Origin of the sequence: Variovorax soli (genome assembly GCF_031454625.1) — a bacterium.
GTDB lineage: Bacteria > Pseudomonadota > Gammaproteobacteria > Burkholderiales > Burkholderiaceae_C > Variovorax > Variovorax soli_A.
The window spans coordinates 182,570-206,877 of the sequence record NZ_JAVDRF010000005.1; the positions used below are offsets into that span (position 1 = coordinate 182,570).

General features: G+C 66.2%; 26 protein-coding genes, 3 tRNA genes and 1 pseudogene. 19 read left to right on the plus strand and 11 right to left on the minus strand.

What is annotated here, in order from left to right; all coding sequences use genetic code 11:
* Window positions 1-45 precede the first annotated feature (45 nt).
* Window positions 46-984, minus strand: coding sequence for an alpha/beta fold hydrolase (locus tag J2739_RS13770; protein WP_309902516.1), 939 nt, complete (start codon window positions 982-984; stop codon window positions 46-48).
* 86 nt (window positions 985-1,070) lie between these two features.
* Between J2739_RS13770 and J2739_RS13775 the strand changes: the two genes are divergently transcribed.
* The 3 genes from J2739_RS13775 (at window position 1,071) to J2739_RS13785 (ending at window position 3,298) form a co-directional block, all read left to right on the plus strand.
* The gene (locus J2739_RS13775) at window positions 1,071-2,132 is read left to right on the plus strand and encodes an aldo/keto reductase (protein ID WP_309902518.1); all 1,062 of its coding nucleotides are present in this window, start codon (window positions 1,071-1,073) and stop codon (window positions 2,130-2,132) included.
* A 161-nt stretch (window positions 2,133-2,293) separates the two neighbouring features.
* A complete protein-coding gene (plsY, locus tag J2739_RS13780) occupies window positions 2,294-2,929 on the plus strand; it encodes a glycerol-3-phosphate 1-O-acyltransferase PlsY (RefSeq protein WP_309902520.1) in 636 nt (211 codons plus the stop codon).
* A 15-nt stretch (window positions 2,930-2,944) separates the two neighbouring features.
* Window positions 2,945-3,298, plus strand: coding sequence for a RidA family protein (locus tag J2739_RS13785; protein WP_309902522.1), 354 nt, complete (start codon window positions 2,945-2,947; stop codon window positions 3,296-3,298).
* Between the two features lie 22 nt (window positions 3,299-3,320).
* On the opposite strand, the gene J2739_RS13790 is transcribed toward J2739_RS13785, so the two are convergent.
* The gene (locus J2739_RS13790; protein WP_309902524.1) at window positions 3,321-3,959 is read right to left on the minus strand and encodes a retropepsin-like aspartic protease family protein; all 639 of its coding nucleotides are present in this window, start codon (window positions 3,957-3,959) and stop codon (window positions 3,321-3,323) included.
* Window positions 3,960-3,966: 7 nt separating this feature from the next.
* Window positions 3,967-4,452, minus strand: coding sequence for a YajQ family cyclic di-GMP-binding protein (locus tag J2739_RS13795; RefSeq protein WP_309902527.1), 486 nt, complete (start codon window positions 4,450-4,452; stop codon window positions 3,967-3,969).
* 44 nt (window positions 4,453-4,496) lie between these two features.
* On the opposite strand from J2739_RS13795, the gene murB reads away from it, so the two are divergent.
* Window positions 4,497-5,549, plus strand: coding sequence for a UDP-N-acetylmuramate dehydrogenase (gene murB / locus J2739_RS13800; RefSeq protein ID WP_309902529.1), 1,053 nt, complete (start codon window positions 4,497-4,499; stop codon window positions 5,547-5,549).
* A gap of 111 nt (window positions 5,550-5,660) precedes the next feature.
* On the opposite strand, the gene argG is transcribed toward murB, so the two are convergent.
* From argG to J2739_RS13820, 4 genes are all read right to left on the minus strand, one after another.
* Window positions 5,661-6,995, minus strand: a complete 1,335-nt coding sequence (argG, locus tag J2739_RS13805) for an argininosuccinate synthase (RefSeq protein WP_309902531.1) — start codon at window positions 6,993-6,995, stop codon at window positions 5,661-5,663.
* 14 nt (window positions 6,996-7,009) lie between these two features.
* On the minus strand, window positions 7,010-7,333 hold the full coding sequence (ppnP, locus tag J2739_RS13810; protein ID WP_309902533.1) for a pyrimidine/purine nucleoside phosphorylase: 324 nt from the start codon (window positions 7,331-7,333) through the stop codon (window positions 7,010-7,012).
* 120 nt (window positions 7,334-7,453) lie between these two features.
* Window positions 7,454-8,002 (minus strand): hypothetical protein, encoded by a 549-nt coding sequence (locus tag J2739_RS13815; protein WP_309902534.1) that lies wholly within the window; start codon window positions 8,000-8,002, stop codon window positions 7,454-7,456.
* Between the two features lie 74 nt (window positions 8,003-8,076).
* Window positions 8,077-8,430, minus strand: a complete 354-nt coding sequence (locus tag J2739_RS13820; RefSeq protein ID WP_309902536.1) for an ArsC family reductase — start codon at window positions 8,428-8,430, stop codon at window positions 8,077-8,079.
* 46 nt (window positions 8,431-8,476) lie between these two features.
* On the opposite strand from J2739_RS13820, the gene folC reads away from it, so the two are divergent.
* From folC to J2739_RS13870, 10 genes are all read left to right on the plus strand, one after another.
* Window positions 8,477-9,772 carry a bifunctional tetrahydrofolate synthase/dihydrofolate synthase gene (gene folC / locus J2739_RS13825; RefSeq protein WP_405053881.1) on the plus strand — a complete coding sequence of 432 codons (1,296 nt, stop codon included), beginning with the start codon at window positions 8,477-8,479 and terminating at the stop codon, window positions 9,770-9,772.
* A 60-nt stretch (window positions 9,773-9,832) separates the two neighbouring features.
* Window positions 9,833-10,714 (plus strand): SPOR domain-containing protein, encoded by an 882-nt coding sequence (locus J2739_RS13830; protein ID WP_309902538.1) that lies wholly within the window; start codon window positions 9,833-9,835, stop codon window positions 10,712-10,714.
* Window positions 10,715-10,720: 6 nt separating this feature from the next.
* The gene (locus tag J2739_RS13835; protein WP_309902539.1) at window positions 10,721-11,206 is read left to right on the plus strand and encodes a CvpA family protein; all 486 of its coding nucleotides are present in this window, start codon (window positions 10,721-10,723) and stop codon (window positions 11,204-11,206) included.
* 18 nt (window positions 11,207-11,224) lie between these two features.
* Window positions 11,225-12,742, plus strand: coding sequence for an amidophosphoribosyltransferase (gene purF / locus J2739_RS13840; protein WP_309902541.1), 1,518 nt, complete (start codon window positions 11,225-11,227; stop codon window positions 12,740-12,742).
* Between the two features lie 4 nt (window positions 12,743-12,746).
* Complete coding sequence (locus tag J2739_RS13845) at window positions 12,747-13,961, plus strand: O-succinylhomoserine sulfhydrylase (RefSeq protein WP_309902542.1); 1,215 nt, start codon at window positions 12,747-12,749, stop codon at window positions 13,959-13,961.
* A gap of 4 nt (window positions 13,962-13,965) precedes the next feature.
* The gene (gene gltX / locus J2739_RS13850) at window positions 13,966-15,348 is read left to right on the plus strand and encodes a glutamate--tRNA ligase (protein WP_309902544.1); all 1,383 of its coding nucleotides are present in this window, start codon (window positions 13,966-13,968) and stop codon (window positions 15,346-15,348) included.
* A gap of 35 nt (window positions 15,349-15,383) precedes the next feature.
* Window positions 15,384-15,459, plus strand: a tRNA-Ala gene (locus J2739_RS13855).
* 51 nt (window positions 15,460-15,510) lie between these two features.
* Window positions 15,511-15,586, plus strand: a tRNA-Glu gene (locus tag J2739_RS13860).
* 70 nt (window positions 15,587-15,656) lie between these two features.
* A tRNA-Asp gene (locus J2739_RS13865) sits at window positions 15,657-15,733 on the plus strand.
* Between the two features lie 236 nt (window positions 15,734-15,969).
* Entirely contained in the window at window positions 15,970-16,338 is a 369-nt protein-coding gene (locus J2739_RS13870) for a winged helix-turn-helix transcriptional regulator (protein WP_309902546.1), read from the plus strand.
* A gap of 146 nt (window positions 16,339-16,484) precedes the next feature.
* Here the strand turns inward: J2739_RS13870 and J2739_RS13875 are convergent, their stop codons facing one another.
* Both J2739_RS13875 and J2739_RS13880 read right to left on the minus strand, forming a co-directional pair.
* Window positions 16,485-17,156: an oxidoreductase gene (locus J2739_RS13875; RefSeq protein WP_309902548.1), complete on the minus strand. Its 672-nt coding sequence runs from the start codon at window positions 17,154-17,156 to the stop codon at window positions 16,485-16,487.
* A 101-nt stretch (window positions 17,157-17,257) separates the two neighbouring features.
* Window positions 17,258-17,599 (minus strand): annotated as a pseudogene (locus J2739_RS13880) (oxidoreductase); the annotation flags it as partial.
* A gap of 422 nt (window positions 17,600-18,021) precedes the next feature.
* Here J2739_RS13880 and J2739_RS13885 point away from each other — a divergent pair.
* Genes J2739_RS13885 through J2739_RS13905 form a run of 5 tightly spaced genes read left to right on the plus strand, consistent with a single transcriptional unit; the run spans window position 18,022 to window position 22,661 of the window.
* On the plus strand, window positions 18,022-18,729 hold the full coding sequence (locus tag J2739_RS13885; RefSeq protein ID WP_309902550.1) for a flavin reductase family protein: 708 nt from the start codon (window positions 18,022-18,024) through the stop codon (window positions 18,727-18,729).
* 27 nt (window positions 18,730-18,756) lie between these two features.
* The gene (locus J2739_RS13890) at window positions 18,757-19,944 is read left to right on the plus strand and encodes an alpha/beta fold hydrolase (RefSeq protein WP_309902552.1); all 1,188 of its coding nucleotides are present in this window, start codon (window positions 18,757-18,759) and stop codon (window positions 19,942-19,944) included.
* 27 nt (window positions 19,945-19,971) lie between these two features.
* On the plus strand, window positions 19,972-20,862 hold the full coding sequence (locus J2739_RS13895) for an alpha/beta hydrolase (RefSeq protein WP_309902554.1): 891 nt from the start codon (window positions 19,972-19,974) through the stop codon (window positions 20,860-20,862).
* Window positions 20,863-20,901: 39 nt separating this feature from the next.
* Window positions 20,902-21,690, plus strand: coding sequence for an enoyl-CoA hydratase/isomerase family protein (locus tag J2739_RS13900; RefSeq protein ID WP_309902556.1), 789 nt, complete (start codon window positions 20,902-20,904; stop codon window positions 21,688-21,690).
* 59 nt (window positions 21,691-21,749) lie between these two features.
* Entirely contained in the window at window positions 21,750-22,661 is a 912-nt protein-coding gene (locus J2739_RS13905) for a LysR family transcriptional regulator (protein WP_309902558.1), read from the plus strand.
* A gap of 45 nt (window positions 22,662-22,706) precedes the next feature.
* On the opposite strand, the gene J2739_RS13910 is transcribed toward J2739_RS13905, so the two are convergent.
* Together J2739_RS13910 and J2739_RS13915 are read right to left on the minus strand one after the other, a co-directional pair.
* Entirely contained in the window at window positions 22,707-23,135 is a 429-nt protein-coding gene (locus J2739_RS13910) for a cupin domain-containing protein (protein WP_309902560.1), read from the minus strand.
* Between the two features lie 83 nt (window positions 23,136-23,218).
* Complete coding sequence (locus J2739_RS13915; protein WP_309902562.1) at window positions 23,219-24,238, minus strand: Gfo/Idh/MocA family protein; 1,020 nt, start codon at window positions 24,236-24,238, stop codon at window positions 23,219-23,221.
* Between the last annotated feature and the right edge of the window lie 70 nt (window positions 24,239-24,308).

A 24,308-nucleotide genomic window follows, 5' to 3' on the forward strand; every position in this document is an offset into this window, starting at 1 on the left:
ATCCTGACGGTTGTACGGGAAAACCGGGGATTTTCTCACGCCCGGCTAAGCCGGCCGGCCGGCCCTGCTGGCATCAAGGAATGCCTCGATCAACGCCGCGACCCGGCCCGGCTGGTCATGGTGCAGCATGTGGCCCGCGTCCTCCACCCGTTCCAGGCGCACGTCGCGCACCGATTCCAGGCGCTCCTGGAAGTCGGCCAGCGTGTAGCGGCCCTTCCACCAGTGGCCCAGGCTGTCCTCCGAGGCCACCACGGCCAGCACGGGGGCGGCGATGGCGGCGTAGAGCGCGAGCGCCTCGTCGACGCGGAACAGGTTGGCGTTGATGATCTTGTGCGCCGGGTCGCCCAGGATCTCCCAGCGCTCGCCGCCCTCGGCCTGCGGGCGGGGCACGGACCAATGGCCAGCCAGCCAGTTGGCCTTGTCCTTCGACAGGCGAGGGTTGGTCTTCATGAGCCGCCGCGCCACCCCCTCGGGTCCGGTGTAGCTGGCCAATGCCATTTCGCCGCGGTGCAGGCGCTTGAGCTGGTCGATCCATTTGCCGTAGCGCCCGGGTGCCTCGGCCGGCTGCAGGGGCGGCATGCCGAAGCCTTCGAGGTTGACCAGGCGGCGCACCCGCTGCGGCCGCACGCCGCCGTACTGCATCGCGATGTTGCCGCCCATGCTGTGACCGACGAGGTCGACGGGCGTGTCGCCCGCGAAGTGGTCGAGCAGCCAGTCGAGATCGGCCAGGTAATCGGGCATCCAATAGTTGTCGACTGCGCCGCCTTCGGTGAGGCCGAAGCCGCGCCAGTCGGGGGCGATTACGTGGCGCTCCTCGACGAGCGCGTCGACCACGAACTGCCAGGAGGCCGCCACGTCCATCCAGCCGTGCAGCAGCACCAGGGGAGGGCGCGCCGGCGCAGACGTGCCCCAGACGCGGACGTGGTAGCGCAGGTTGCGGATGGGGACGAACTCGCTGCGGGAAGGGCGGTGGGCTTGGTACATGGCCGGTCGATGATACGGACGGCGCCCGCGCCGCGCAGTCCGGCAGCGGACAGCAGGCCGGCACGGTAGCCGGTAGCATTCCGCGAATGCAAAAAATCCAACTCGGGCAGAGCGATCTGCACGTCACGCCGATCTGCCTCGGCACCATGACTTTCGGCGAACAGGTGGACGAGCCGACCGCCCACGCCATCCTCCACCGCGCGCTCGAGCGCGGCATCGACTTCATCGACACGGCGGAAATGTATGCCGTGCCGACGCGCGCGGAAACCTTCGGCGCGACCGAGACCATCATCGGCCACTGGTTCGAGAAGAACCCCGGCGTGCGCGACAGGATCGTGGTCGCCACCAAGGTGGCCGGCCCCTCGCGCGGCATGCCCTGGGTGCGCGAAGGCAGCGGCATGACGCCGGCCGACATCGTGGCTTCGTGCGAGGGGAGCCTGCGCCGCCTGAAGACCGACGTGATCGACCTCTACCAGATCCATTGGCCCGAACGGCATGTGCCGGCCTTCGGCAACATGTATTACGACCCGGCGCGCGAGACCTCGCGCACCTCCATCCTCGCACAGCTCGAGGCACTGGCCGGCCTGGTGAAGGCGGGCAAGGTGCGCGCCATCGGGCTGTCCAACGAGACGCCCTATGGCGTGCACGAATTCGTGCGCCTGGCCGAGCAGCACGGGCTGCCGCGCGTGGCCTCGGTGCAGAACGTCTACAACCTGCTGAGCCGCGGCGTCGAGAACGGCCTGGACGAGACCATGCACCGGCTCGGCGTCTCGTTGCTGGCCTATTCGCCCCTGGGCTTCGGCCTGCTGACCGGCAAGTACGACGAGAGCGGCATCAGCGGGCCTCATGCGCCGAAGGGCGCGCGCATCGCGCGTTACGAGTCCGTGCGCAAGCAGCGCTGGGGCCGGCCCGAATCCTTCGAGGCGGCGCGCCGCTACAACGCGCTCGCGCGCGAGACCGGCATGACGCCCACGCAGTTCGCGCTGGCCTTCTGCCACAGCAAGTGGCAGGTGGCGAGCACCATCATCGGCGTGACTTCGCTGGCGCAACTGGACGAAGACCTCGACAGCTGGGACAAGAGGCTGCCGCCCGAAGTGCTGGCGGAAATCGACAAGCTGCGCTGGGAGATGCGCGACCCGGCGATCTGATGACGCCGTGACAAAGAAGGCGCACGCCAGCGATATCCCTGCCCCCAGCTCGATCCGCAGGTCTGCGTGCGGTGCTCGGCGCGAAGCCGGTGCAATGCGCGCTGGCAGAATAGCCGGCCGGTCCGGCGCCCCTTCGGCCGCATGACCCGTCTGGAGAGACCGTGAGTTCCTACCTGCCTTCGTTGATCGCGATCGTCCTGTCCTACCTGCTGGGCTCGCTGTCCTTTGCCGTGATCGTCAGCAAGGCGCTGGGCATGGCCGACCCGCGCAGCTACGGCAGCAAGAACCCCGGCGCGACCAATGTGCTGCGCTCGGGCAACAAGGGCGCCGCCTTGGCGACGCTGCTGCTGGACGCGGTCAAGGGGTGGCTGCCGGTCTTCCTGATCCATCACCTCGGCGAGCCCTACGGCTTGGGAACGGGCACCGCAGCACTGGCAGGGCTGGCCGCCTTCCTGGGGCATCTTTTTCCGATCTTCTTCGGCTTCCAGGGTGGCAAGGGCGTGGCCACCGCGGCCGGTGCGCTGCTGGGCATCGAGTGGTTGCTCGGGCTCGCCACCGGCACCACGTGGCTGATCATCGCCGTCTTCTTCCGTTATTCCTCGCTGGCCTCGATCGTGGCGGCCTTCTTCGCGCCGGCCTATTACCTGATCGGCGGCGGGATCGCCTGGCCGCTCGACCGCGAGGTGATGCTCGCGCTGATCGCAATCAGCCTGCTGCTGATCTGGCGGCATCGTGAAAACATCCGCCGGCTCTCTGCCGGCACGGAGTCCCGGCTGGGTTCCAAAGCCAAGACCTGAAAGAAAGCAAAGCCCATGGCCCACCTTCAACGCTTCCACGTCGGTCCGCGCCTCTCTGAGATGGCGATCCACAACGGCACCATCTACCTCGCAGGCCAGGTGCCCGACGACACCTCTCAAGACATCCGTGGCCAGACTGCCCAGGTGCTGGCAATGGTGGACCGCCTGCTGGCGGAGGCTGGCAGCGACAAGTCGCGCATCCTGATGACGCAGATCTTCCTGGCCGACATCACCGACATCGCGGCGATGAACGAGGTGTGGGACGCCTGGATTCCTGCCGGAGACACGCCGCCGCGCGCCACGGTGCAGGCGGCGATGGCCAATGCGGCCTACAAGATCGAGATCGTAGTGACCGCGGCTGCGGCCTGAACCGTCACGGCGCTGCGGTCCGCTAGAAGCGTTTTTCGAGGACCATCTGGTCGGTATCGCGCCGCATCGAGAAGCGGCTGGTGAAGCTGTTGCCCAGCAGCACGTAGGGCATGGGCTGCTGCGACACGATCGCCTCGACGTCGTAGACCTCGACGTCGCCCACCCGAACGGAATTCAGCCGTACCCGCCAGCCCTGGGCGACGCCGTTCGCGGTGTTCATGCGCACCGGCTGTCCCTTGCTGAAATCGAGCCCGATGCGCTGCGCGTCCGCCGCCGAGAGCGCGACCGTGGTGGCGCCGGTGTCGAGCATGAAATTGACACTGCGCCCATTGATGGCGCCCTGCGTCATGAAATGCCCGCCGCTCGAGACCGGCAGCACGATGCGCGTGCCGCCGCCCCCGCCACCGCTGCCGCCGATGCTGACGGGCTGGTCCATGCGAAGCGACACGCGCTTGCCGCCGGCCTCCACCGTGGCCTGCTCGGCCGCCAGCGACAGCAGCCTGACGCCCTGGAAGGTCTCGCCCACCGCCACGGTCTTGGGCGCGCTGCCGTCGACGATCAGGATGGCGCGGCTGCCGATGGTGCCGGTCAGCATCACGGACTGGGCGTGCGCGAATCCACCTGCCGCGGCCAGCAGCACGGGGAGCAAGAGCGCCTTCATCGGGCGTTCAATCTCGGAAGTTGTTGAAGGACAGCGGCATGTCCGGCACGTCCTTCTTGATCAGCGCCATCGCGGCCTGCAGGTCGTCGCGCTTGGCGCCGGTCACCCGGATCGCATCGCCCTGGATCGCGGCCTGCACCTTGAGCTTGCTGTCCTTGATCAGCCGCTGGATCTTCTTGGCGGTCTCGCTCTCGATGCCGCTTTTGACCTTGATCACCTGCTTGACCTTGTCGCCGCCGATCTTCTGGACGTCGCCCTTGTCGAGGAAGCGCACGTCGACGTTGCGCTTGGTCAGCTTGTTGCGCAGGATGTCCTCCACCTGCACCAGCTGGAATTCGGCATCGCCGATCAGCGTGATTTCCTTGTCCTTGAGCTCGACCGAGGCCGCAGTTCCCTTGAAGTCGAAGCGGGTGCCGATTTCCTTGGCCGTGTTCTCCACGGCATTCTTGACCTCGGGCAGGTCGGGTTCGCAGACGGTATCGAAAGACGGCATGGACGCTCCTCTGAATCTCGCGGTGTGAATGCGACAATTCTCCCATGATCGTGGAGCACAACGTACCGCTGCAGCAGCACAACAGCTTCGGCATCGTGGCGCGCGCCCAGCACCTGGTGCGCATCGCGAGCGAGGCCGACGTCGCCGCGCTGCTGGCCGATCCGGCCTGGGGTGGTGCGTCCAAGTTCGTGCTGGGCGGCGGCAGCAACATCGTGCTGACCGGCGACGTCAAGCCGCTGGTGCTGAAGGTGGAGATCAAGGGACGCCGGGTGGTCGAGGAAACGCCGCGTGCCTGGCTGGTCGAGGCGGGCGCCGGCGAGAGCTGGCATGACACGGTGCGCTGGATGCTCGACGAGGGTTACCCCGGCGTGGAAAACATGGCGCTGATCCCGGGCACCGTGGGCGGCGCGCCGGTGCAGAACATCGGCGCCTACGGTGTCGAACTGCAGGACCGCTTCGACTCGCTCGACGCCATCGACCTCCACACCGGCCGCGCCTTTACCCTGGACGCCGCACAGTGCGCCTTCGGCTACCGCGACTCGGTTTTCAAGCACGCACCCAGCGGCGCCAACGGCTTCGGCCTGGCGGGGCGGGCGCTGATCACGCGGGTGCGCTTCCGTCTGCCGCGGCCCTGGAAGCCGGTGCTCGGCTATCTGGACCTGGAGCGCAAGATGGCCGAGACCGGCAATTTCACGCCCACGCCGATCGAAATCTTCGACTGGATCTGCGCCATCCGCCGCGCCAAGCTGCCGGACTGGCGCGTGCTCGGCAATGCCGGCAGCTTCTTCAAGAACCCCACGGTCACACCGGAGCAATGCGCCGACATCATCGCGCGCGACCCGAAGATCGTGCACTACCCGATGGCCGACGGCAGCATCAAGCTGGCGGCAGGCTGGCTGATCGACGCCTGCGGCTGGAAAGGCAAGACCGTCGGCAATGCCGGTGTCTACGAGAAGCAGGCGCTGGTGCTGGTCAACCGCGGCGGCCCGGCGCACCCGGCGACCGGCGGCGAAGTCATGACCCTGGCCAAGGCGATCCAGACCAGCGTGTACGAGCGATTCGGCATTCGGCTGGAGCCAGAACCGGTCGTCGTGTGACGCAGCTGCTGGAGCTTCGGCGATCGGGCCGCTCTTGAAAGCGAAACGCGAAGGGCGCGAGAGGAAATCCTCTGCGAAACCTTCGCGTCTTCTGCGTTCGGCTGCCCGAGATCAGTCCGTGTCGTTCTTCAACTGCGGCAGCGAGGCACCCTGGCCTGACGAAAGCAGGCCCACCTGCGTGTAGATGCCCAGCTTCTCGCGTGTATCGACGATGTCGAGGTTGCGCATCGTGAGCTGGCCGATGCGGTCGGCCGGCGAGAAGCTCGATTCGCCCTTTTCCATGGTCAGGCGCTCGGGCTTGTAGGTGAGGTTGGGTGATTCGGTGTTGAGGATCGAGTAGTCGTTGCCGCGCCGCAGCTCGACCGTGACCTCGCCCGTGACGGCGCGCGCCACCCAACGCTGCGCGGTCTCGCGCAGCATGATGGCCTGCGGGTCGAACCAGCGGCCCTGGTAGAGCAGGCGGCCCAGGCGGCGGCCATGGTCGCGGTACTGCTCGATCGTGTCTTCGTTGTGGATGCCGGTAACCAGGCGCTCGTAGGCGATGAACAGCAGGGCCAGTCCCGGGGCCTCGTAGATGCCACGGCTCTTGGCCTCGATGATGCGGTTCTCGATCTGGTCGCTCATGCCCAGGCCGTGGCGCCCGCCGACGCGGTTGGCTTCGAGCAGCAGTTCGACCAGGCTCGGGTATTCCACGCCATTGATCGCCACCGGACGGCCTTCGACGAAGCGCACGGAGACTTCCTCGCGCTTCACTTCCACCTCGTCCTTCCAGAAGGCGACGCCCATGATCGGCTGCACGATCTTCATGCCGCTGTTCAGGTGCTCCAGATCCTTGGCCTCGTGCGTGGCGCCGAGCATGTTGGAGTCGGTGGAGTAAGCCTTCTCGGCCGACATCTTGTAGGAGAAGCCTTCCTTTTGCATGAAGGCCGACATTTCGGCGCGGCCGCCGAGCTCGTCGATGAAAGCCTGGTCGAGCCAGGGCTTGTAGATCTTCAGCGCCGGATTGGTGAGCAGGCCATAGCGGTAGAAGCGCTCGATGTCGTTGCCCTTGTACGTGCTGCCGTCGCCCCAGATGTTGACGTCGTCTTCCTTCATGGCGGCGACCAGCATGGTGCCGGTGACGGCCCGGCCCAGCGGCGTGGTGTTGAAGTAGGTGAGGCCGGCCGTGGTCACGTGAAAGGCGCCGGCCTGCAGCGCGGCGATGCCCTCGGCGGCGAGTTGCGTGCGGCAGTCGACCAGACGGGCCTTCTCGGCGCCGTAGAGCATGGCTTTGCGCGGAATCTCGTCGTAGTCGGGCTCGTCCGGCTGGCCCAGGTTGGCGGTGTAGGCGTACGGAATGGCGCCCTTGTTGCGCATCCAGCGCAGCGCGGCGCTGGTATCCAGGCCGCCGGAGAAGGCGATGCCGACCTTCTGGCCGGCGGGAATGTTCTGAAGGATGGTGGCCATGATCGAATCCCGGTTCAGCCGAAGTGGCAGATGTAGCTGTAAGGCTCGCCGCTCACGCGGATCTGGAAGCTCGAATTGCCTGGCACGCTGAACTTCTCGCCCGGGCCCGAGGCCTTCCACGCGCTCTCGCCCGACAGAAGGTACTCGCAGCGGCCGCTGGTGCCTTCCATGATCTCGGGCGCACCGGTGCTGAAGGTGAGGGTGGAGGGGAGGATGACGCCCACGGACTTCTTCGTGCCGTCGGCCAGCGTGAGGCTGTGGCTCACGCACTTGCCGTCGAAGTACACGTTGGCCTTGGTCGACACCGTGGCGCTCTGGAGGGATTCGGTAGTGCTCATCTCGAAAGGGGCCTGGCGGCGGCGCTCGGCCGCCGGCCGCGCGCCGTCGCGAAGGCGCAGCCGTGCAATGGTTGGAAAGCCGGTGATTTTAGGCCGCGCCGGCAGGCCCGCCGGCGGCGCTCAGCGCCAGTGGCCGTGCCAGCCGCGCGAATAGCCGAAGTTGAGCGACAGGCCGACGGGCGGATAGACGTAGGGCGCGGGGTAGTAGACCGGCGCAGGCGCCACGTAGACCGGTGCGGGGTAATAGACCGGTGCCGGCTGCGAGTAAATCGGCGCAGGCTGCGCATAGACCGGGGCGCCGCCGCCCGAGACCACCACGCCCTGCTCCGGCGTCACGTTGTTCCAGTCGGGACGGGGTGTGTTGTAGTCCACCGGCGCCCCGGCGACCTCGGGCTGCGGGGCGACCGGCGAGGTGGTCGCGACCCCGGGGTCGCCGACCTCGATCGGAATGCTTGCGCCCGGTCGGGTGTTGGTCACCGTCGTGTACTGCTGACCCGCGTATTCGTAGGTGACGTTGTAGCGCGTATTGCCGGTGGTTTCGTGCGAGGGCGTGGCCGAGATCACGCGGGCCCAGACCTGTTCCGCCTGGGCGAGGGAGGCGGCGCCGGCGAGGGCGGCGAGCACGGAGAGGGTGGCGATGGTGCGAATGGATTTTCGAGGGGTACGCATATCAGAACTCCTGAGGGGTGGGGCGCGGGGCCCTGAACCTGTTCGACGCGGTCCGATCTGCCGGGTTCAACCGTTTACACGGTGTGGCTTTTCCACTCCGCGGGATCGAATCCCGTGGTAACGCCCCCCTGCGCGCCCCAGTTGACCACCGGACGCTTGATCAGGCTGGGATTGGCGATGAGCACGGCGCGGGCCGAGGCGGCATCGACCACCGAGGAGCGCGTCGACTCATCCAGCTTGCGCCAGGTGGTCCCGCGGCGGTTGACCAGCGCCTCCCAGCCGGGCGATTTCAGCCACCGGTCGAGTTCGGGCTCGGGCACGCCCTCTTTCTTGAAGTCGTGGAAGCGGTAGGGGACGCCGTGTTCGTCGAGCCAGGCGCGGGCGCGCTTGACGGTGTCGCAATTCCTGATGCCGTAGAGCGTGGTCATCCCGCGATGATGCCCGCGTCGCGAGTGGGCGACAATTCCGGGCTCCATGAAAAGCCTCGCCGACTGGCTCGCGCACGCCGAGCACCTGCATCCCAAGAACATCGAGCTGGGCCTCGAGCGCGTGCGTGCGATGGCCGGCAAGCTCGGCCTCGTCTTCGATTGCCCGGTGATCACGGTGGCCGGCACCAACGGCAAGGGCTCGACCTGCGCCATGCTGGAGTCCATCCTCATGCATGCGGGCTACCGCACGGCGGTGTTCACCTCGCCGCACCTGGTGCATTTCGAGGAACGCCTGCGCCTCTCGGGCGAGGCCGTGAAGGCCGAGGCCCTGGCGGCCCACTTCGAAGCGGTCGAGCAGGCGCGCGGCGACATGGCCCTGACCTACTTCGAATTCACCACGCTCGCACTGCTGCTGTGCGCGGCGGCCGCTCAGCCGGAGGTCGCCATCCTCGAGGTCGGGCTGGGCGGGCGGCTGGACGCGGTCAACATGATCGATACCGACTGCGCCATCATCACCAGCATCGATCTCGACCACATGGAGTTCCTCGGCCCCGATCGCGAGAGCATCGGCTTCGAGAAGGCGGGCATCATGCGCGCCGGCCGCCCGGCGATCGTGAGCGACCCGGTGCCGCCGCAGAGTGTGATCGCGCATGCGGAAGCGATCGGCGCCGATCTCTGGCGCGTCGGCCGCGACTTCAACGTCTCGGGCGACAAGCAGCAGTGGGGCTGGAGCGGCCGCGGGCGGCGCTACAGCGGCCTGGCGTACCCGGCGCTGCGCGGCGCCAACCAGTTGGTCAATGCCGCCGGCGTGCTGGCCGCGCTGGAGGCGCTGCGGCCGCGGCTGCCCGTCACCGCGCAGGCGGTGCGCGTCGGGCTGGCCTCGGTCGAACTGCCGGGACGCTTCCAGATCGTGCCCGGCGAGCCGGCCCTGGTGCTCGACGTGGCGCACAACCCGCACGCGGTGGCGGCACTGGCCGAGAACCTCGATGCCATGGGCTTCTACCCGACCACCCACGGCGTGTTCGGCGTCATGGCGGACAAGGACCTGGCGCCGATGTTCGCGCGCATCGGCCCGATGATCGACCGCTGGTACTTCACCGACCTGCCGACCCCGCGCGCCGCCAGGGCCGCCGATCTGCAGGCGCACTGGCAAGCGCAGAACGCCCGCACCGATGCCTCGTCGAGCGCGCACGCCAACCCCGTGGAGGCCCTGCAAGCGGCCATCGATCGCGCAGACCCCGCTGATAGAATCGTCGTCTTCGGATCGTTCTTCACAGTGGGTGCTGTGCTCGAGCACGGAACACCTCGTCTGCGGGCCCGGCACCTGTCGCCGGACTCCTGATTGGCCTGATTTCCGGCGCTTCTTCTACTCACGCTGCACTCCATCAGGGAATCGAATTTCATGGCGTTCTTCAAGTTCCGCACCCGCGGTCCGCAGGCCGGCGAAGGGCGAAACACCGGCGTCGCTGCGGCGCCGGCCGAGAGCATCGAGGCGATGCGTCGGCGCGCCCGGCACCGTCTGGTGGGCGCCGCGGTGCTGGTGCTGGTCGGCGTGATCGGCTTTCCGCTCTTGTTCGATACGCAGCCGCGCCCGGTGTCGGTCGACATCCCGATCGAGATCCCGGACCGCAACAAGACCAAGCCGCTGCCCCTGCCGGCAACGCCTGCGCCCTCCACCTCGACGGCGGCACCCGCTGCGAGCCCGCCGGTAGCCACCAAGCCCTCGGGCAGCGAGATGATCACCGAGGCGGCGGACGGCACCGAGGTCGCGCCCTCCAAGCCGTTGCCGTCGGCGCCGCCGGCCGAGACCAAGCCGGCCCGCGTGGCGGAGGCGAAGCCCGAGCCCAAGCCCGAACACAAGCCTGAAGCAAAGCCTGAACCCAGGCCCAAGCCTGAGCCCAAGGCCGAAGCCAAGGCCGAAGCCAAGGCGGACGCGAAGCCCGACACCAAGGCCGCCGCCAAGGCTGCCGACGATGCCGCTCGGGCACGCGCGCTGCTCGACGGCAAGAACGCCGCCGCCACGACCGCCAAGTCCACCGCCGCGGCGGAGGAAAGCGGTCATTTCGTGGTCCAGGTCGGTGCCTTCGCCGACGCCGACAAGGCGCGCGAAGTCCGGCAGAAGCTGGAGAAGGCCGGACTCAAGACCTACACCCATGTCGCGAAGACGGCCGATGGCGAGCGCACCCGTGTGCGCGTCGGTCCCTTCGGAACGCGCGCCGAGGCGGACAAGGCGGCAGGCCGCGTGAAGGGCTTGTCTTTGTCGGCCGCCGTCCTCAGCTTGTAGACGGACGTGACTGCGCTCGACTGGATCGCCATCATGCTGCTCGTGGTGTCGATGCTCTTCGGTCTGGTGCGCGGGCTGGTGTTCGAGGTGATCCTGCTGGCGGGCTGGGTGGCCGCCTTCTTCTTCGCACAGTGGTTCGCGGCCGATCTGGGCGCCTGGCTGCCCTTCGGCGATCCGGCGGCCGGCTGGCGCTATGCGGCGGGATTCGTGCTCGTTTTCGTGGCGGTGGCTTTCGCAGTGGGGCTCGTGGCATCGCTCACGCGCAAGCTCATCGCAGCCGTGGGCCTGCGGCCGGTGGATCGCCTGCTGGGCGCGGTCTTCGGCCTGGCGCGCGGCGCGGTCGCGTTGCTGGCCGCAGCGGTCATGGTTCATTTGCTCGCGTTGAGCGACGCCGCCTGGTGGCAGGAATCGCGCAGCGCCACTGTTCTGGATGCGGCATTGCAGGGCCTGAAACCCGCGCTGCCCGAAAAATTGGCAAGCTACCTGCCCTGAGTCGAGAAGGACCGCTTCATGTGTGGAATCGTCGGCGTTGTCAGCAACGCACCCGTCAATCAGCTGCTCTATGACGCGCTCCTGCTGCTGCAGCACCGCGGCCAGGACGCGGCCGGCATCGTCACACTGCTGGAGCGCAAGTTCTTCATGCACAAGGCCAAGGGCATGGTGCGCGACGTGTTCCGCACGCGCAACATGCGGGCGCTGCCGGGCAGCGTGGGCCTGGGGCAGGTGCGCTACCCGACCGCCGGCAATGCCTTCAGCGAAGAGGAGGCGCAGCCCTTCTACGTGAACGCGCCCTTCGGCATCGTGCTGGTGCACAACGGCAACCTCACCAATGCGCACGCGCTGCGCGCAGAGCTGTTCTCCACCGACCACCGCCACACCAACACCGACAGCGACTCCGAGGTGCTGCTCAACGTGCTCGCACACGAGCTCGACCGCTCGACGCGCGACGGCATGCTCAATTCCGAGACGCTTTTCGCCGCCGTGCGCAACGTGCACCGCCGGCTGCGCGGCTCCTATGCCGTGGTGGCGCTGATCGCCGGCCATGGCCTGCTCGCCTTCCGCGATCCCTACGGCATCCGGCCGCTGGCCGTCGGGCGCGGCGCCGACGGCACCTACATGGTGGCCAGCGAGACCGTGGCGCTCGAGGGCTCGGGCCATGTGTTCGAGCGCTACGTGGCGCCGGGCGAGGCGGTGTTCATCGACCTCCAGGGCCAGTTGCATGCGCAGCAGTGCGCCGAGTCGCCCAGCCTCAACCCCTGCATGTTCGAGTTCGTGTACCTGGCGCGGCCCGACTCGGTACTGGACGGCATCTCCGTCTACCAGGCGCGGCTCAACCTCGGCGAGACATTGGCCCAGCGCGTGATCTCCACCGTGCCGCCGAACGAGATCGACGTGATCATCCCGATCCCCGAATCGAGCCGCCCGAGCGCGACGCAGCTGGCCCATCTGCTGGGCATCCCCTACCGCGAAGGCTTCGTGAAGAACCGCTACGTCGGCCGCACTTTCATCATGCCGGGGCAGGGCGTGCGCAAGAAGTCGGTGCGCCAGAAACTCAACGTGATCGGCAGCGAGTTCAAGGGCCGCAACGTGCTCCTGGTCGACGACTCCATCGTGCGCGGCACCACCAGCCGCGAGATCGTGCAGATGGCCCGCGAGGCCGGCGCGCGCAAGGTCTATCTCGCCAGCGCGGCGCCGCCGGTGCGCTATCCCAACGTCTACGGTATCGACATGCCGACCAAGGACGAGCTGGTCGCGCATGACCGAACCGTCGAGGAGGTGCGCGCCCTGATCGGCTGCGATGCGCTGATCTACCAGGACGTCGAGGGGATGAAGCGCGCCGTGCTCAAGGCGGCACCCGGCAACGGGCCGAAGCTCGACGGCTTCGATGCCTCCTGCTTCGATGGCGTCTACGTGACCGGCGACATCGACACCGAGGCCATCAAGCGCATGAACGGCAACCGGCCGCGCATCGAGGAAACCGAGGAGGATTCCTCGCGCCTTGCGCTGCCCAACCTGAGCGAGACCTGAGACCGTGACGCACCGATCCCTGCCCCCCGGCCTGCACCGCGACACGCTCGCCGTGCGCGCCGCGCTCGAGCGAAGCCAGTACGGCGAGAACTCGGAGGCGCTGTTCCTCACCAGCAGCTTCGTGCAGCCCGACGCCGAGACCGCTGCGCGCCGCTTTGCGGGCACCGAGGAAGGCTTCACCTACACCCGCACCTCGAACCCGACCGTCGCCAGCTTCGAGCAGCGGCTCGCGGCGCTCGAAGGCACCGAGGCCGCCATCGGCGCGGCCAGCGGCATGGCCGCGATCCTCATGATGTGCATGGGGCTGCTCAAGGCCGGCGACCACGTGGTGTGCTCGCGCTCCGTCTTCGGTTCCACGCTCAACCTGATCGGCCGCGATTTCGGCAAGTTCGGCGTTGAGACCACCTTCGTCTCTCAGACCGAGGTGGCGCAATGGAAGGCGGCGATCAAGCCCAACACGAAGCTGCTCTTTGCAGAAACGCCCACCAATCCATTGACCGACGTCTGCGACATCCGTGCGCTGGCCGACCTGGCCCATGGCGCGGGCGCGTTGCTGGCCGTCGACAACTGCTTCTGCTCGCCTGCACTGCAGCGGCCCGCCGAGCTCGGCGCCGACCTGATCATCCATTCCGGCACCAAGTATCTCGAGGGCCAGGGCCGCGTCCTGGCCGGCGCCATCTGCGGATCGCAGAAGCTGATCGACGTGTTCGCCACCGTGGTGCGCACCGCCGGCATGGCGCTGTCGCCCTTCAATGCCTGGATCGTGCTCAAGGGCCTCGAGACCCTGGGCATCCGCATGCAGGCCCATTGCGCTGGCGGGCTCGCGCTCGCGCGGTGGCTGGAGACGCAGCCCCGGGTGAAGCGCGTGTACTACCCAGGCCTGCCCTCGCATCCGCAGCATGAACTCGCGATGCGCCAGCAGTCGGGGCAGGGCGGGGCGGTGGTGTCCTTCGACGTGCATGGCGACACGCCCGAGATCGCGCGTGCCAACGCCTTCCATGTGATCGACAGCACCCGCGTCCTCTCGATCACGGCCAATCTTGGCGACACCAAGACCACCATCACCCACCCGGCCACCACCTCGCACGGCCGCCTGAGCGAAGAGCAGCGCCAGGCCGCCGGCATCGGACAGGGCCTGATCCGCGTCGCGGTCGGGCTCGACCACATCGACGACATCGAGGCCGATCTCTCGCGCGGCCTGGACACGCTACCCACCTGACTCCATGACCGTCCGCACCCGCATCGCGCCCTCTCCCACGGGCTTTCTCCATCTCGGCACCGCGCGCACTGCGCTCTATTCGTGGGCCTATGCGCGCCACCATGGCGGCCAGTTCGTGCTGCGCATCGAGGACACGGACGTCGCGCGCTCGACGCAGGAATCGGTCGAGCAGATCCTGGCCTCGATGCACTGGCTGGGTCTCGATTACGACGAAGGCCCCATCTACCAGATGCAGCGTCTCGACCGCTATCGGGAGGTCGTCGAGCAGATGCTCGCGGCCGGCACGGCCTACCGCTGCTATTGCACGCCGGCCGAGCTCGATGCGATGAAGGAGGCGCAGCGTGCCCGCGGCGAGAAGGCGCTCTACGACGGCCGCTGGCGCCCCGCCCCGGGCAAGGTGCTGCCCCCTGTCCCCGAAGGCGTGCCACCGGTGATCCGCTTCTGCAATCCACCCGAGGGCGACGTGACCTGGAACGACCTGGTCAAGGGCCCGATCGCCATCAACAACCGCGAGATCGACGACCTGATCATCGTGCGAACGGATGGTGTGCCGACCTACAACTTCGCGGTGGTGGTCGACGATTGGGACATGGGCATCACGCACGTGTTCCGCGGCGACGAGCACATCAACAACACGCCGTGGCAGATCAACATCTTCCGCGCGCTCGGCGCGCCGCTGCCGCAGTTCGGCCATGTGCCCGTGATCCTGGGCGACGACGGGCAGAAGCTGTCGAAGCGCCGCGGCGCCGTCAGCGTGACGGCCTACGAGGAGGGCGGCTACCTGCCCGAGGCCATGCTCAACTACCTGGCGCGTCTCGGCTGGAGCCATGGCGACGACGAGCTGTTCACGCGCGAGCAGATGGTTGGCTGGTTCGACGGCACGCACCTCTCGAAGAGCCCCGCGCAGTGGGATGCCGCCAAGCTTGCGTGGGTGAACGCGCAGTACATCAAGGCCAAGCCTGATGCCGAGCTCGCCCCGCTGGTGGCGGCGCAGCTGCAGAAGCGCGGCATCGTCCCCGACGACAGGCTCACCGCCATCTGTGCGCTGTTCAAGGACCGCTGCGACACGACCGTGGCGCTGGCCGGCTGGGCCGCCGCGTTCTATTCGGACGTCCAACCCGGCGAGGCCGATCGCGCGCAGCACGTGACGGACGCTGTGCGTCCGGCCATTGCCGCGCTCGGGGACAAGCTCGCGACCGTTGCGTGGGACAAGGCCTCCATCGCCGTAGCGATCAAGGAAGTGCTGGCCGCGCAGGGCCTCAAGATGCCTGCGCTCGCCATGCCGGTGCGCGTGCTTGTCATGGGCACCGCGCAGACGCCGTCGCTCGATGCCGTGCTCGCGCTCTTCTCTCGTGAAGAAATTTTGAAACGGCTACAGGCCTCCTGAATTTGCACGCTATAATTTGAGGCTCGACACCCACAGGGGGTATAGCTCAGCTGGGAGAGCGCTTGCATGGCATGCAAGAGGTCAGCGGTTCGATCCCGCTTACCTCCACCATCGGGAGTCGAGACAACCAAGCGTTGATCGCAACGCGGTTCTTAGGTTTATGACCCTATCGTCTAGAGGCCTAGGACACCACCCTTTCACGGTGGCTACCGGGGTTCGAATCCCCGTAGGGTCGCCAGTTTTCACGAAAGTGAAGAAGGCACAAGTCGGCAGCACTTGGCTCCCTCTGGAGCGAACGCAGCCTACCAGGAGTGGTAGTTCAGTTGGTTAGAATACCGGCCTGTCACGCCGGGGGTCGCGGGTTCGAGTCCCGTCCACTCCGCCAATAAAATCAACGGGTTGCAGCAGAAATGCTGCAACCCGTTTTTCTTTGCCCGTCGCGCATCGGCATGGATTCAGACGAGCGGTCAAGCCGCCATCTGATGCCGGGCGGCCTCGCTGGAAGACGTTGTTGTTTCTCTTTGCCTTGTTTGCATCGCACGCGAGCTCCCAAGGTACACCAAGTAAACTTGACGTCAACAAGATACTTAGGATCGGCCCAGGTATCACGAAGGACGCCCCATGCCAAAGATCACGCCGGAATGCTTTTCTTCAGACTGTCCGAGTCGAGCCTTGTTCGACCAGATCGCAGACAAGTGGTCGATGATGATCTTGGCTGTGCTGGATGACGAACCGCACCGGTTCAACGCCATCAAGCGTCGCCTGGAAGGCGTCACCCAGAAGGCGCTGACCCAGAGCCTTCGTCGCCTCGAACGCAACGGCTTGATTTCCCGTCGCGTCATTCCGGTTTCTCCCGTTGCAGTGGAGTACGACATCACACCGCTGGGACGCACCTTGCAGCAGCCGTTGCGTGCACTGCACGATTGGACGATGGTCAAGCTGCCGCAGGTCCAGAGGGCACGCCAAGCATTTGACCAGCGAGTGCCTTGATCAAGACATCGAGCCATGTCCCGGGTTTGCGACACGGGGAGAAGGTGATGTGTCGAAGGTGTGCTCGATTTAGGCACTGAAAGAAAGCTTCGGCCACTGTTTGAAAGCGGCCGATCAGCGAGTCTGTGATCAGCGTCGCCGTTGCATCAGACGAGCGCACTCAGTGCGGCGGCATCGAAGCCCTTCAGGTTCTTGTGATCGCCCGATTGAATTTTCGAAACCCAGTGCGGGTCGCCGAGCAATGCACGGCCGACGGCAATCAGGTCGAACTCGTCGCGTTCCATGCGCTCGACCAATCGCTGCACGCTCGCCGCTTTCGATCCCTTGCCGGCAAAGGCGTTCAGGACGTCGCCGTCCAGGCCGACAGAGCCCACGCTGATCGTGGTCGCGCCGGTCAGCTTCTTGGCCCAGCCCGCGCAGTTCAGGCCGTTTTCGCCGTCGAGCTCCGGAAATTCCGGCTCCCAGAAACGCCGCTGCGAGCAATGCAACACGTCCACGCCAGCTTCCACGAGCGGCAGCAGCCAATCGGTCATTTCCTTGGGGGTGGGTGCGAGACGCACGGTCAGGTCCTGCTGCTTCCATTGGCTGACGCGCATGATGATCGGAAAGTCAGGACCCACCGCCTTGCGGATGGCGGCCACGATCTCGCTGGCGAACCGTGAACGCTCCTTGAGTGTGACGCCGCCATACCGATCGGTGCGCCTGTTGGTGCCGGACCAGAAGAACTGGTCGATGAGATAGCCGTGTGCACCATGAATTTCCACGGTATCGAAGCCCAGGCGCTTGGCATCTGCCGCAGCCGCAGCGAACGCCGCCACGGTGTCCGCGATCGTTTCTCGGTCATGGCTTCACCGCGCGGCTTGTCCGGTGCATCCAGGCCCGACGGGCTTTCCACCGGCGAATCGGGCTCCCACTCGGTGTAGCGCGCCGAACCGGTATGCCAGAGCTGCGGACCCATGCGGCCGCCGGCTGCGTGCACGGCATCGATCACCCCCTTCCAGCCCGCCAGCGCAGCTTCGCCGTGGAAGAACGGGATGTTGGGATCGTTGCGGGAGGCAGGGCGATTGACGACCGTACCCTCCGAAAGAATCAGCCCGACCTGGCCTTCTGCACGGCGCCGGTAGTAGGCCGCATTGGCCTCGACGGGGACGCCGTTGGGCGAGAAGGTGCGGGTCATCGGCGCCATGACGAGCCGATTCTTGAGCTGAAGGTTCTTGATGGCCAGTGGCTGGAACAGTGCGCTGGTGTCGATCGATGACATGAACAACTCTCAGATGTAAAGACCCGGCGGATGGTATACGTCGTAAACCTAGTGTCAATCAGGCACTTTAAAGTGCCCAGGTATATCCGAGGAAACCGACCATGATCGATCGCCTACTTCAATGCCTGGCCGTCGATTGCCCCAGCCGTGCGTTGTTCGATCGGATTGCGGAAAGTGGTCGACGACGGTGCTGCGGTCCGACACAGGCGACTGACCGCATCGGTCGCGTGCCCCATTCTTTGACGGAATTGAAATAGTGCTTTCGCCCCCGTCGTCTTACTCACAGGACAGCTGCCTCGTAGAGTAGCCCCGCGGTCCGCAAGACGAACAAGTCCCACGAGTCCGCCGATCGCCGCATGACTGAAGGTGGCGCGTCGCGCCGCTGAACGCTCACCGCATCCCGTCGCAAGAAAGACCGCATCATGATCATCGACTCCTCGACACTCGATCCCACTTCGGCATACAAGCTGCTGATCGGCTCCATCCTGCCCCGGCCGATCGGCTGGGTCAGCACTCAATCCAGCGACGGGGTGGCGAACCTCGCACCGATCTCGTTCTTCACGGCCGTCGGGCGCAAGCCGCCCAAGGTGTCGCTCTCGCTGCAGCCGCGCGCCGACGGCGTGACCCTGAAGGACACCTTCGTGAACATCCGCGACACCGAAGAGTTCGTCGTCAACGTGGCCACGCTGCCCCTGGCGCATGCGCTGCACCGCACGGCGTTCGAATTCGCCTCCGACGTCGATGAGTTCGCCGCTGTCGGGGTGGAAAAGGAAGCTTCGGCAGCAGTTCGCCCTCCGCGCATCAAGGGCGTCCCCATCTCGCTCGAATGCAGGCTCGAACGAATCATCCCCATGAGCGCGGGCGAGCACGTGGTATTTGGCGAGGTGGTCTGCTTCAACATCCGTGACGACGTCTACCTCGAGGGCGGCCGCATCGACACGGGTGCCCTGCAAGCCGTCGGCCGCCTGGCCGCCGAGTACACCCTCGTGCACAACAGCTTCACGACGCCCTTGGCCGAAGAGCTCCTTGCCGCGCTGCACGGCAAACGAGCCCGGCGGCTGGATGGCGAACCCGACGGCTACTCGCCGATCGACACCAAGGAATGGTCCGCTTCCGGCTCGACCCGCTGAATCTCGATCCACCTACAGGAGACTCCAATGACTTCGCACAATCCGTCCACTGCACACGAAAACGCGCACGCGCCGTCCACCTTCGTCTTCATCCACGGCTTCCTCGACGGTTCCACCGCCTGGGACGAGGTCGTGGCGGATCTCGGTGACCGCGCCGCGGATGCGCTGCGCGTCGACCTTCCAGGTATGGGCAAGCGTGCCGGCGAGCCCGGACCGCATAGCCTCGACCGCTTCGCCGAAGATGTCGCCACGCAGGTCCGTGCTTTGGCTCGCCCCATCGTTCTCGTGGGGCAGAGCATGGGCGCGCAGATCGCAGAGCTGGTCGCGGGTCAGCTCGATGAACAGGTCCGAGCCCTGGTCCTGCTGACCCCGGTGCCGTTGGCCGGCACCGAATTGCCCGACGAAGTGATGAAGACTTTTCATGCCCTGGGCGGCAACCCCGGCGCGCAACGCGAACTGCGTCGCAATTTTTCGACCAGCCTCGACGAGGAACGGCTGGAAACGCTCAGTCGGCTCGGCGACGGCGTCGAGGCGGCCTCGGTCGGTGTCTTCGCCGACATGTGGAACCGGGGCCATGCGCTCGGCGCACAGCACAGCCGATACAAGGGGCCCGTTCTCATCGTCCGCGGCGAGGCCGATCCCTTCGTCACCGCCGAGGTCATCTCGAGCGCCGTTGCACCGCGCTTCGACGAGCCTGTCATCGCATCGGTGGGCAACGCGGGCCATTGGCCGCACGTCGAGCAGCCGGAAGCCTTTGCCAGGGTCCTCAGCGAATTCCTGGCGACCGTGGACCGTGCCCGGAGCGCCGCGGTGGACCGGCAAGATTGGACTCGCGCGTTCGAACAGAAGTCGGTGACCGCCTTTGCCGACGCGTTCGCGGCAGACATCGTTCTCGAGGCCAGTGCGCTCGCAAAGCCAGTGATCGGTGCCGAGCAGGTCACAGCGGTGATGGCAGCAGCCAGCACGATCTACGAAGCGCTCGCCTTTACCCGAGAGGCGACGAGCGGGCTGCGCACCTACCTCGAATGGGAGGCCCAGGCCTTCGGTGGCGACAAGCTGTTCGGCGTCACGATCCTCTCGAAGAATGAACGAGGAGAGATCGCACATGCGGCCATCCACCACCGTCCGCTGGGCGGTGCGCTGAAGTTCTCGGCCGAGCTGGGCCGACGCGTCCATGGCAAGGTCGACGCGGCGCACTTCTTCAGCGCGGCCTGATGCACCCCGTCACCGGAGATCGAGAAGATGAAACGCACCGATGTTGAATTCGAAGTCGACGGCGGCGTCAAGCTTCGCGGCTGGCTCTTCGTGCCGGCCGGCGAGGGCCCCCGGCCCGCCATCACGATGGCGCATGGCTACGCCGGCGTCAAGGAGCATGGCATCGAGCGGTTCGCGAAGGCCTTCGCCGAGGCCGGTTTCGTCGTATTGCTCCATGACCACCGCGGCTTCGGCGCGAGCGATGGCATGCCGCGCCACGACGTCGACCCGTGGCGCCAGATCGCTGACTGGCGACGCGCCATCAGCTACCTCGAGAGCCTGGACGTCGTCGACCCAAAGCGCGTTGGCCTGTGGGGGACCAGTTACGCCGGCGGTCATGCGCTGGTGCTCGGCGCCACCGACCGGCGACTGCGCTGCGTCGTTGCGCAGGTTCCGACCGTCAGCGGCTACGAGCAGAGCCTGCGCCGTATCCCGCCTGAAGGGGTCGCCGCGTTCGAAGAGGCGCTCGCAGACGATGACCGCGCGCAGCTGCGCGGGGAGCCGCCGCGCCGCCAGGCCATCGTCAGCGCCGACCCCGGCGTTGCCGCCTCCTATCGCGCCCGGGACGCCATCGACTTCTACCTGCAGCCGGTGCCCGCCGGTGCCTGGGAGAACAACGTGACGGTCCGATCCACGCGCGCCGCGCGCATGTACGAGCCCGGGCAATGGATCGCCCGCGTTTCACCGACGCCCCTGCTGATGGTGGTGGCCACGCGAGACACCGTCACCCTGACCGACCTCGAGCTCGCGGCGTTCGAACGTGCGCTTCAGCCCAAGCGGCTGGTGACCATCGAGGGCGGCCACTTCGATCCTTACTTGTCGCAGTTCAAAGAGTCCAGCACGGCCGCCGTCGAGTGGTTCAAGCTGCACCTGGGCTGACGGCGCCCCTTCAACGACCCCACCACACAGGACTGTTCCATGCCTCATCTGACCATCAGCTTCGACGAGGGCGTTGCCACGCTCACCCTCGACCGCCCGCCGCAGAATCGCATCGACGACCAGATGGTCGACGAGCTGGCCGCGGCAATCACAACCATCGCTGAGAGTAACGCGCGCGCCGTGCTCGTGTGCGGCACGGGAGAAAACTTCTCCTTCGGCGGCGACATCATGAGCTGGCCGGGCGCGGTCATCCAGGAATTGCGCGCGCGCTTCGAGCGCTACATGTCGGTGTTCAACCGCTTCGAACGCATCCCGATGCCGGTCATCGCAGCGGTGCAGGGCCTGTGCTTCGGCGGAGGCTTCGAGCTCGCCCTGCGTGCCGACATGATCTTTGCCGGCGAGTCGGCCGTGTTCGGGCATCCCGAACAGAGCCTGGGCATCGTCACGGTCCTGGGCGGCGTTTACCGGGTCGCCGAGCGGGCGGGCCGTTCACGCGCTTCCGAATGGGCCATGACCTCAGAGAAAGTGCCGGCGGCCACGATGGAGCGCTTCGGCGTAGTCAATCGCGTCGTCGCTGACGCCGACTTGTTGAACGAAGCGCGTGCCTTCGCGCAGAAGGTCGCTCAGGGTCCCACCCGGGCCTACGCCGCTCACAAGGCGCTGCTGCGGGCCTGGGCCGTCGGCGGCGTGTCGTCCGCTGACGATGCCATGTTCGACATCGCGATGCCGCTGTTCGAGACCGAGGACGTTCAGCGCGGCCTGAAGTCGGCTGTGGACGCATTGAAGGCGGGCCAGCCCCGCCCGACGCTCGACTTCAAAGGCCGATAGAAGCAAGCGCGGCGGGATGCAGTGTAATGATCGCCTGCACGTCAATGGGAGCAGGCATCATGGACCGCATCACCGCGATGAACGCCTTTGTCCGGGTGGTTGAAGCTGGAACATTTACAAAGGCGGCGGACACACTCGATGTGCCCAACGCGACAATAACCCGGCTCGTTCAGCAGCTGGAGCAGGACCTGAGAGTGCGCCTGCTGCATCGCACCACGCGGTCGGTCACCGTCACGCCAGAAGGAGCGATCTACTACGAGCGTGTGGTGCGGCTGCTCGCCGAGCTTGCGGACATCGAATCGTCGACCACGCAATCCTTGGCCAAGCCCTCGGGAAAGGTGCGGGTCGAGACCGCGGCGGCAATCGCTGCAGGGGTCATCGTCCCCGCGCTTTCGGACTTCTACCAGAGCTATCCCGACGTCGAGGTCGAGCTCGGCGTCGGCAGCAAGCACACGGACCTGGTGAGCGACGGCATCGACTGCGCCATTCGCCCCGGTGAAGTGAGCGAGCGGATGATGGTCACGCGGCGGATCGGCGAGTTCCACTTCGTCACCTGTGCAACACCCGACTTTCTCCAGCGCCACGGAATGCCGAGGACTCCTGCCGATCTGAGTACGAGACCCAGCATTGGCATGATCTACGCGAGCTCCGGCCGTGCGCTGCCATTCCAGTTCTCCGACGGCGCTACGGAGACTGAGCCCGCGCTGAGTCATCGGCTGGTCGTGAGCGACACCAACTCGTACCTGGCAGCGGGCTTGGCGGGTCTGGGAATCATCCAGGCGCCCTCGTACGCGGTTCATGAGGCTGTCTCGGCGGGGAAGCTCGTCGCGTTGCTGAAGGATTGGCGCACGCCCACGATCCCCGTCCACGTGATCTATGCGCCAAACCGCTATCTCAGTGCGAAGGTGCGTGTCTTCATCGACTGGGCGGTGACGCTCTTCGAGCGCCACGAAGACTTGCGACGCAGCTGATCTCTTCGAAAGCCGAGCGTGGAGGCGAGCATGCGCCGCGGCCGCTCAGAGAGAACATTCGACCGTCACATAGTCCGCGGGCGTGTTGATCTCTAGCAGTTCGAGGTCGTCGGACTGCCGAATGACGTTGTGCGCCACGCCGGCGGGTTGGCTGAGGCAGGAGCCGGCCACGACGGTCACCGGTTCGGGTATGCCGTCGAACCTGAATTCGATCCAGCCTTTCAGCACGTAAACGAAGTGCGCCGTCATGTCGTGCCAATGCCAGCCGGTCTCCTTGCCGAACGGCTGGACAGCGCGGATGTGCTTGGCGCCGATGCGACCATCCGAAGCCTCAGCCATTCCGAGATCCCGGTACTCGACGTTCGTGCGAGGACCATCCCGATGAAAACGGCTGTCTTCGAGGGGAGTGAGAACAAATTTGGATTTCGCTTGGTCAAGCGGCAATGGACCTTGGTATCGCGCAGTCTTGCTCATCGGATTCTCTTTCAGTTGATGGGCCAGCGAGTGCTGTCGAGATGCACGGCGCTGGCGTAGGTGGCGATGGGCGGTTGGTCGGATCACGCAGCAATCGGCGCAAGGGTCTGGAGCGCCCCACCTTGCCGAGCCGAAGCGTAGGCCGCGTCCATGACCTGCATCATTGCCTCGGCGTCGCGCAACGATGCGATCGGTTTTGCACCCGTGCGACATTCGGAAAGCACCCGCTTGACGAACAGCGGGTAGTAGGCGTCGGTTTCCAGCTCGAGACGCAAGCTCCGAGTGCCGGCGGCAAGATTGGTTCGGTCGCGGATCTCGATCCGATCGGGGCCCGATTTCGCGTACATGCGATCGGACGAAAGGGTGAACGAGAATTCGCGCTGTTCGTCGGAGGTGCTGGGGAAGCTGTATCCGGTCTCCACGAGTCCGATCACGCCATCCTCGGTTTGCATCGTCAGCAACGAGTAGTCCTCAACCGCGCCCCGGTGCGTTCGAGCGTTCATCGTGGCAGAGACGCGCGTGACGTCCTTGCCGGTCAGCAATCTGAAGAGATCAATGAAGTGCGTAGCGACATTGATCGTGGATCCGCCGCCGGAAAACGCGGGATCGAGTGCCCAGCCTGCGCCTGCCGCTTCGTAACGTCCAGGCGGACCTACGATGAACCGGAAGGACATGTAGTTGAAGTCCGACGGAATGCGACCCTCGGCACCGTGAAGCGCATTGAGCAGGTCGCTCATGCGAAAGATGAGCGGCACCGCGCAATAAAGATTGGCCTCCTCGGTGAGCTTGCGCAGCCGGGTAACCTGCGACATGTTGACACCGCAGGGCTTCTCCAGCGCAAATGGAATTCGCCGTGCAATCACCGCTTCCGCGAGCGTCGGCATTTCGGAATGCCGACCGAACACAAATGCAAAATCGACTTCCTCGCGCTCGAGCAGTTCATAGGCCGACGCGTACAGCGTACTCCCGAATCGCGTTGCAATCGCTTGCCCTTTCACTTGCTCCGAATCGGAAACGGCGACCACCTCGATCCCGGGCGTCTCGAGCGCATCAAGATAGAGCGGGACATGCCAGTGGCTGGCTTCCAGCAATGCAACTTTCATGCGTGTTCTCCCCTCGTGCAGCCAGCCGCACTGGATGCTGCGGCTACCCTGGAAAGCCTATTCATGGCAC

Bases quoted from the DNA above. Each gene is read 5' to 3' on its own strand.
- J2739_RS13915 (WP_309902562.1), bottom strand. From the start codon at position 24,238: ATGAAAGTTGCATTGCTGGAAGCCAGCCACTGGCATGTCCCGCTCTAT.
- gltX (WP_309902544.1), top strand. From the start codon at position 13,966: ATGACCGTCCGCACCCGCATCGCGCCCTCTCCCACGGGCTTTCTCCAT.
- J2739_RS13815 (WP_309902534.1), bottom strand. From the start codon at position 8,002: ATGCGTACCCCTCGAAAATCCATTCGCACCATCGCCACCCTCTCCGTG.
- ppnP (WP_309902533.1), bottom strand. From the start codon at position 7,333: ATGAGCACTACCGAATCCCTCCAGAGCGCCACGGTGTCGACCAAGGCC.
- J2739_RS13795 (WP_309902527.1), bottom strand. From the start codon at position 4,452: ATGCCGTCTTTCGATACCGTCTGCGAACCCGACCTGCCCGAGGTCAAG.
- J2739_RS13900 (WP_309902556.1), top strand. From the start codon at position 20,902: ATGCCTCATCTGACCATCAGCTTCGACGAGGGCGTTGCCACGCTCACC.
- J2739_RS13790 (WP_309902524.1), bottom strand. From the start codon at position 3,959: ATGAAGGCGCTCTTGCTCCCCGTGCTGCTGGCCGCGGCAGGTGGATTC.
- J2739_RS13775 (WP_309902518.1), top strand. From the start codon at position 1,071: ATGCAAAAAATCCAACTCGGGCAGAGCGATCTGCACGTCACGCCGATC.
- folC (WP_405053881.1), top strand. From the start codon at position 8,477: ATGAAAAGCCTCGCCGACTGGCTCGCGCACGCCGAGCACCTGCATCCC.
- J2739_RS13890 (WP_309902552.1), top strand. From the start codon at position 18,757: ATGACTTCGCACAATCCGTCCACTGCACACGAAAACGCGCACGCGCCG.
- J2739_RS13885 (WP_309902550.1), top strand. From the start codon at position 18,022: ATGATCATCGACTCCTCGACACTCGATCCCACTTCGGCATACAAGCTG.
- J2739_RS13785 (WP_309902522.1), top strand. From the start codon at position 2,945: ATGGCCCACCTTCAACGCTTCCACGTCGGTCCGCGCCTCTCTGAGATG.
- J2739_RS13820 (WP_309902536.1), bottom strand. From the start codon at position 8,430: ATGACCACGCTCTACGGCATCAGGAATTGCGACACCGTCAAGCGCGCC.
- purF (WP_309902541.1), top strand. From the start codon at position 11,225: ATGTGTGGAATCGTCGGCGTTGTCAGCAACGCACCCGTCAATCAGCTG.
- J2739_RS13830 (WP_309902538.1), top strand. From the start codon at position 9,833: ATGGCGTTCTTCAAGTTCCGCACCCGCGGTCCGCAGGCCGGCGAAGGG.
- J2739_RS13895 (WP_309902554.1), top strand. From the start codon at position 19,972: ATGAAACGCACCGATGTTGAATTCGAAGTCGACGGCGGCGTCAAGCTT.
- argG (WP_309902531.1), bottom strand. From the start codon at position 6,995: ATGGCCACCATCCTTCAGAACATTCCCGCCGGCCAGAAGGTCGGCATC.
- murB (WP_309902529.1), top strand. From the start codon at position 4,497: ATGATCGTGGAGCACAACGTACCGCTGCAGCAGCACAACAGCTTCGGC.
- J2739_RS13905 (WP_309902558.1), top strand. From the start codon at position 21,750: ATGGACCGCATCACCGCGATGAACGCCTTTGTCCGGGTGGTTGAAGCT.
- J2739_RS13870 (WP_309902546.1), top strand. From the start codon at position 15,970: ATGCCAAAGATCACGCCGGAATGCTTTTCTTCAGACTGTCCGAGTCGA.
- J2739_RS13770 (WP_309902516.1), bottom strand. From the start codon at position 984: ATGTACCAAGCCCACCGCCCTTCCCGCAGCGAGTTCGTCCCCATCCGC.
- J2739_RS13910 (WP_309902560.1), bottom strand. From the start codon at position 23,135: ATGAGCAAGACTGCGCGATACCAAGGTCCATTGCCGCTTGACCAAGCG.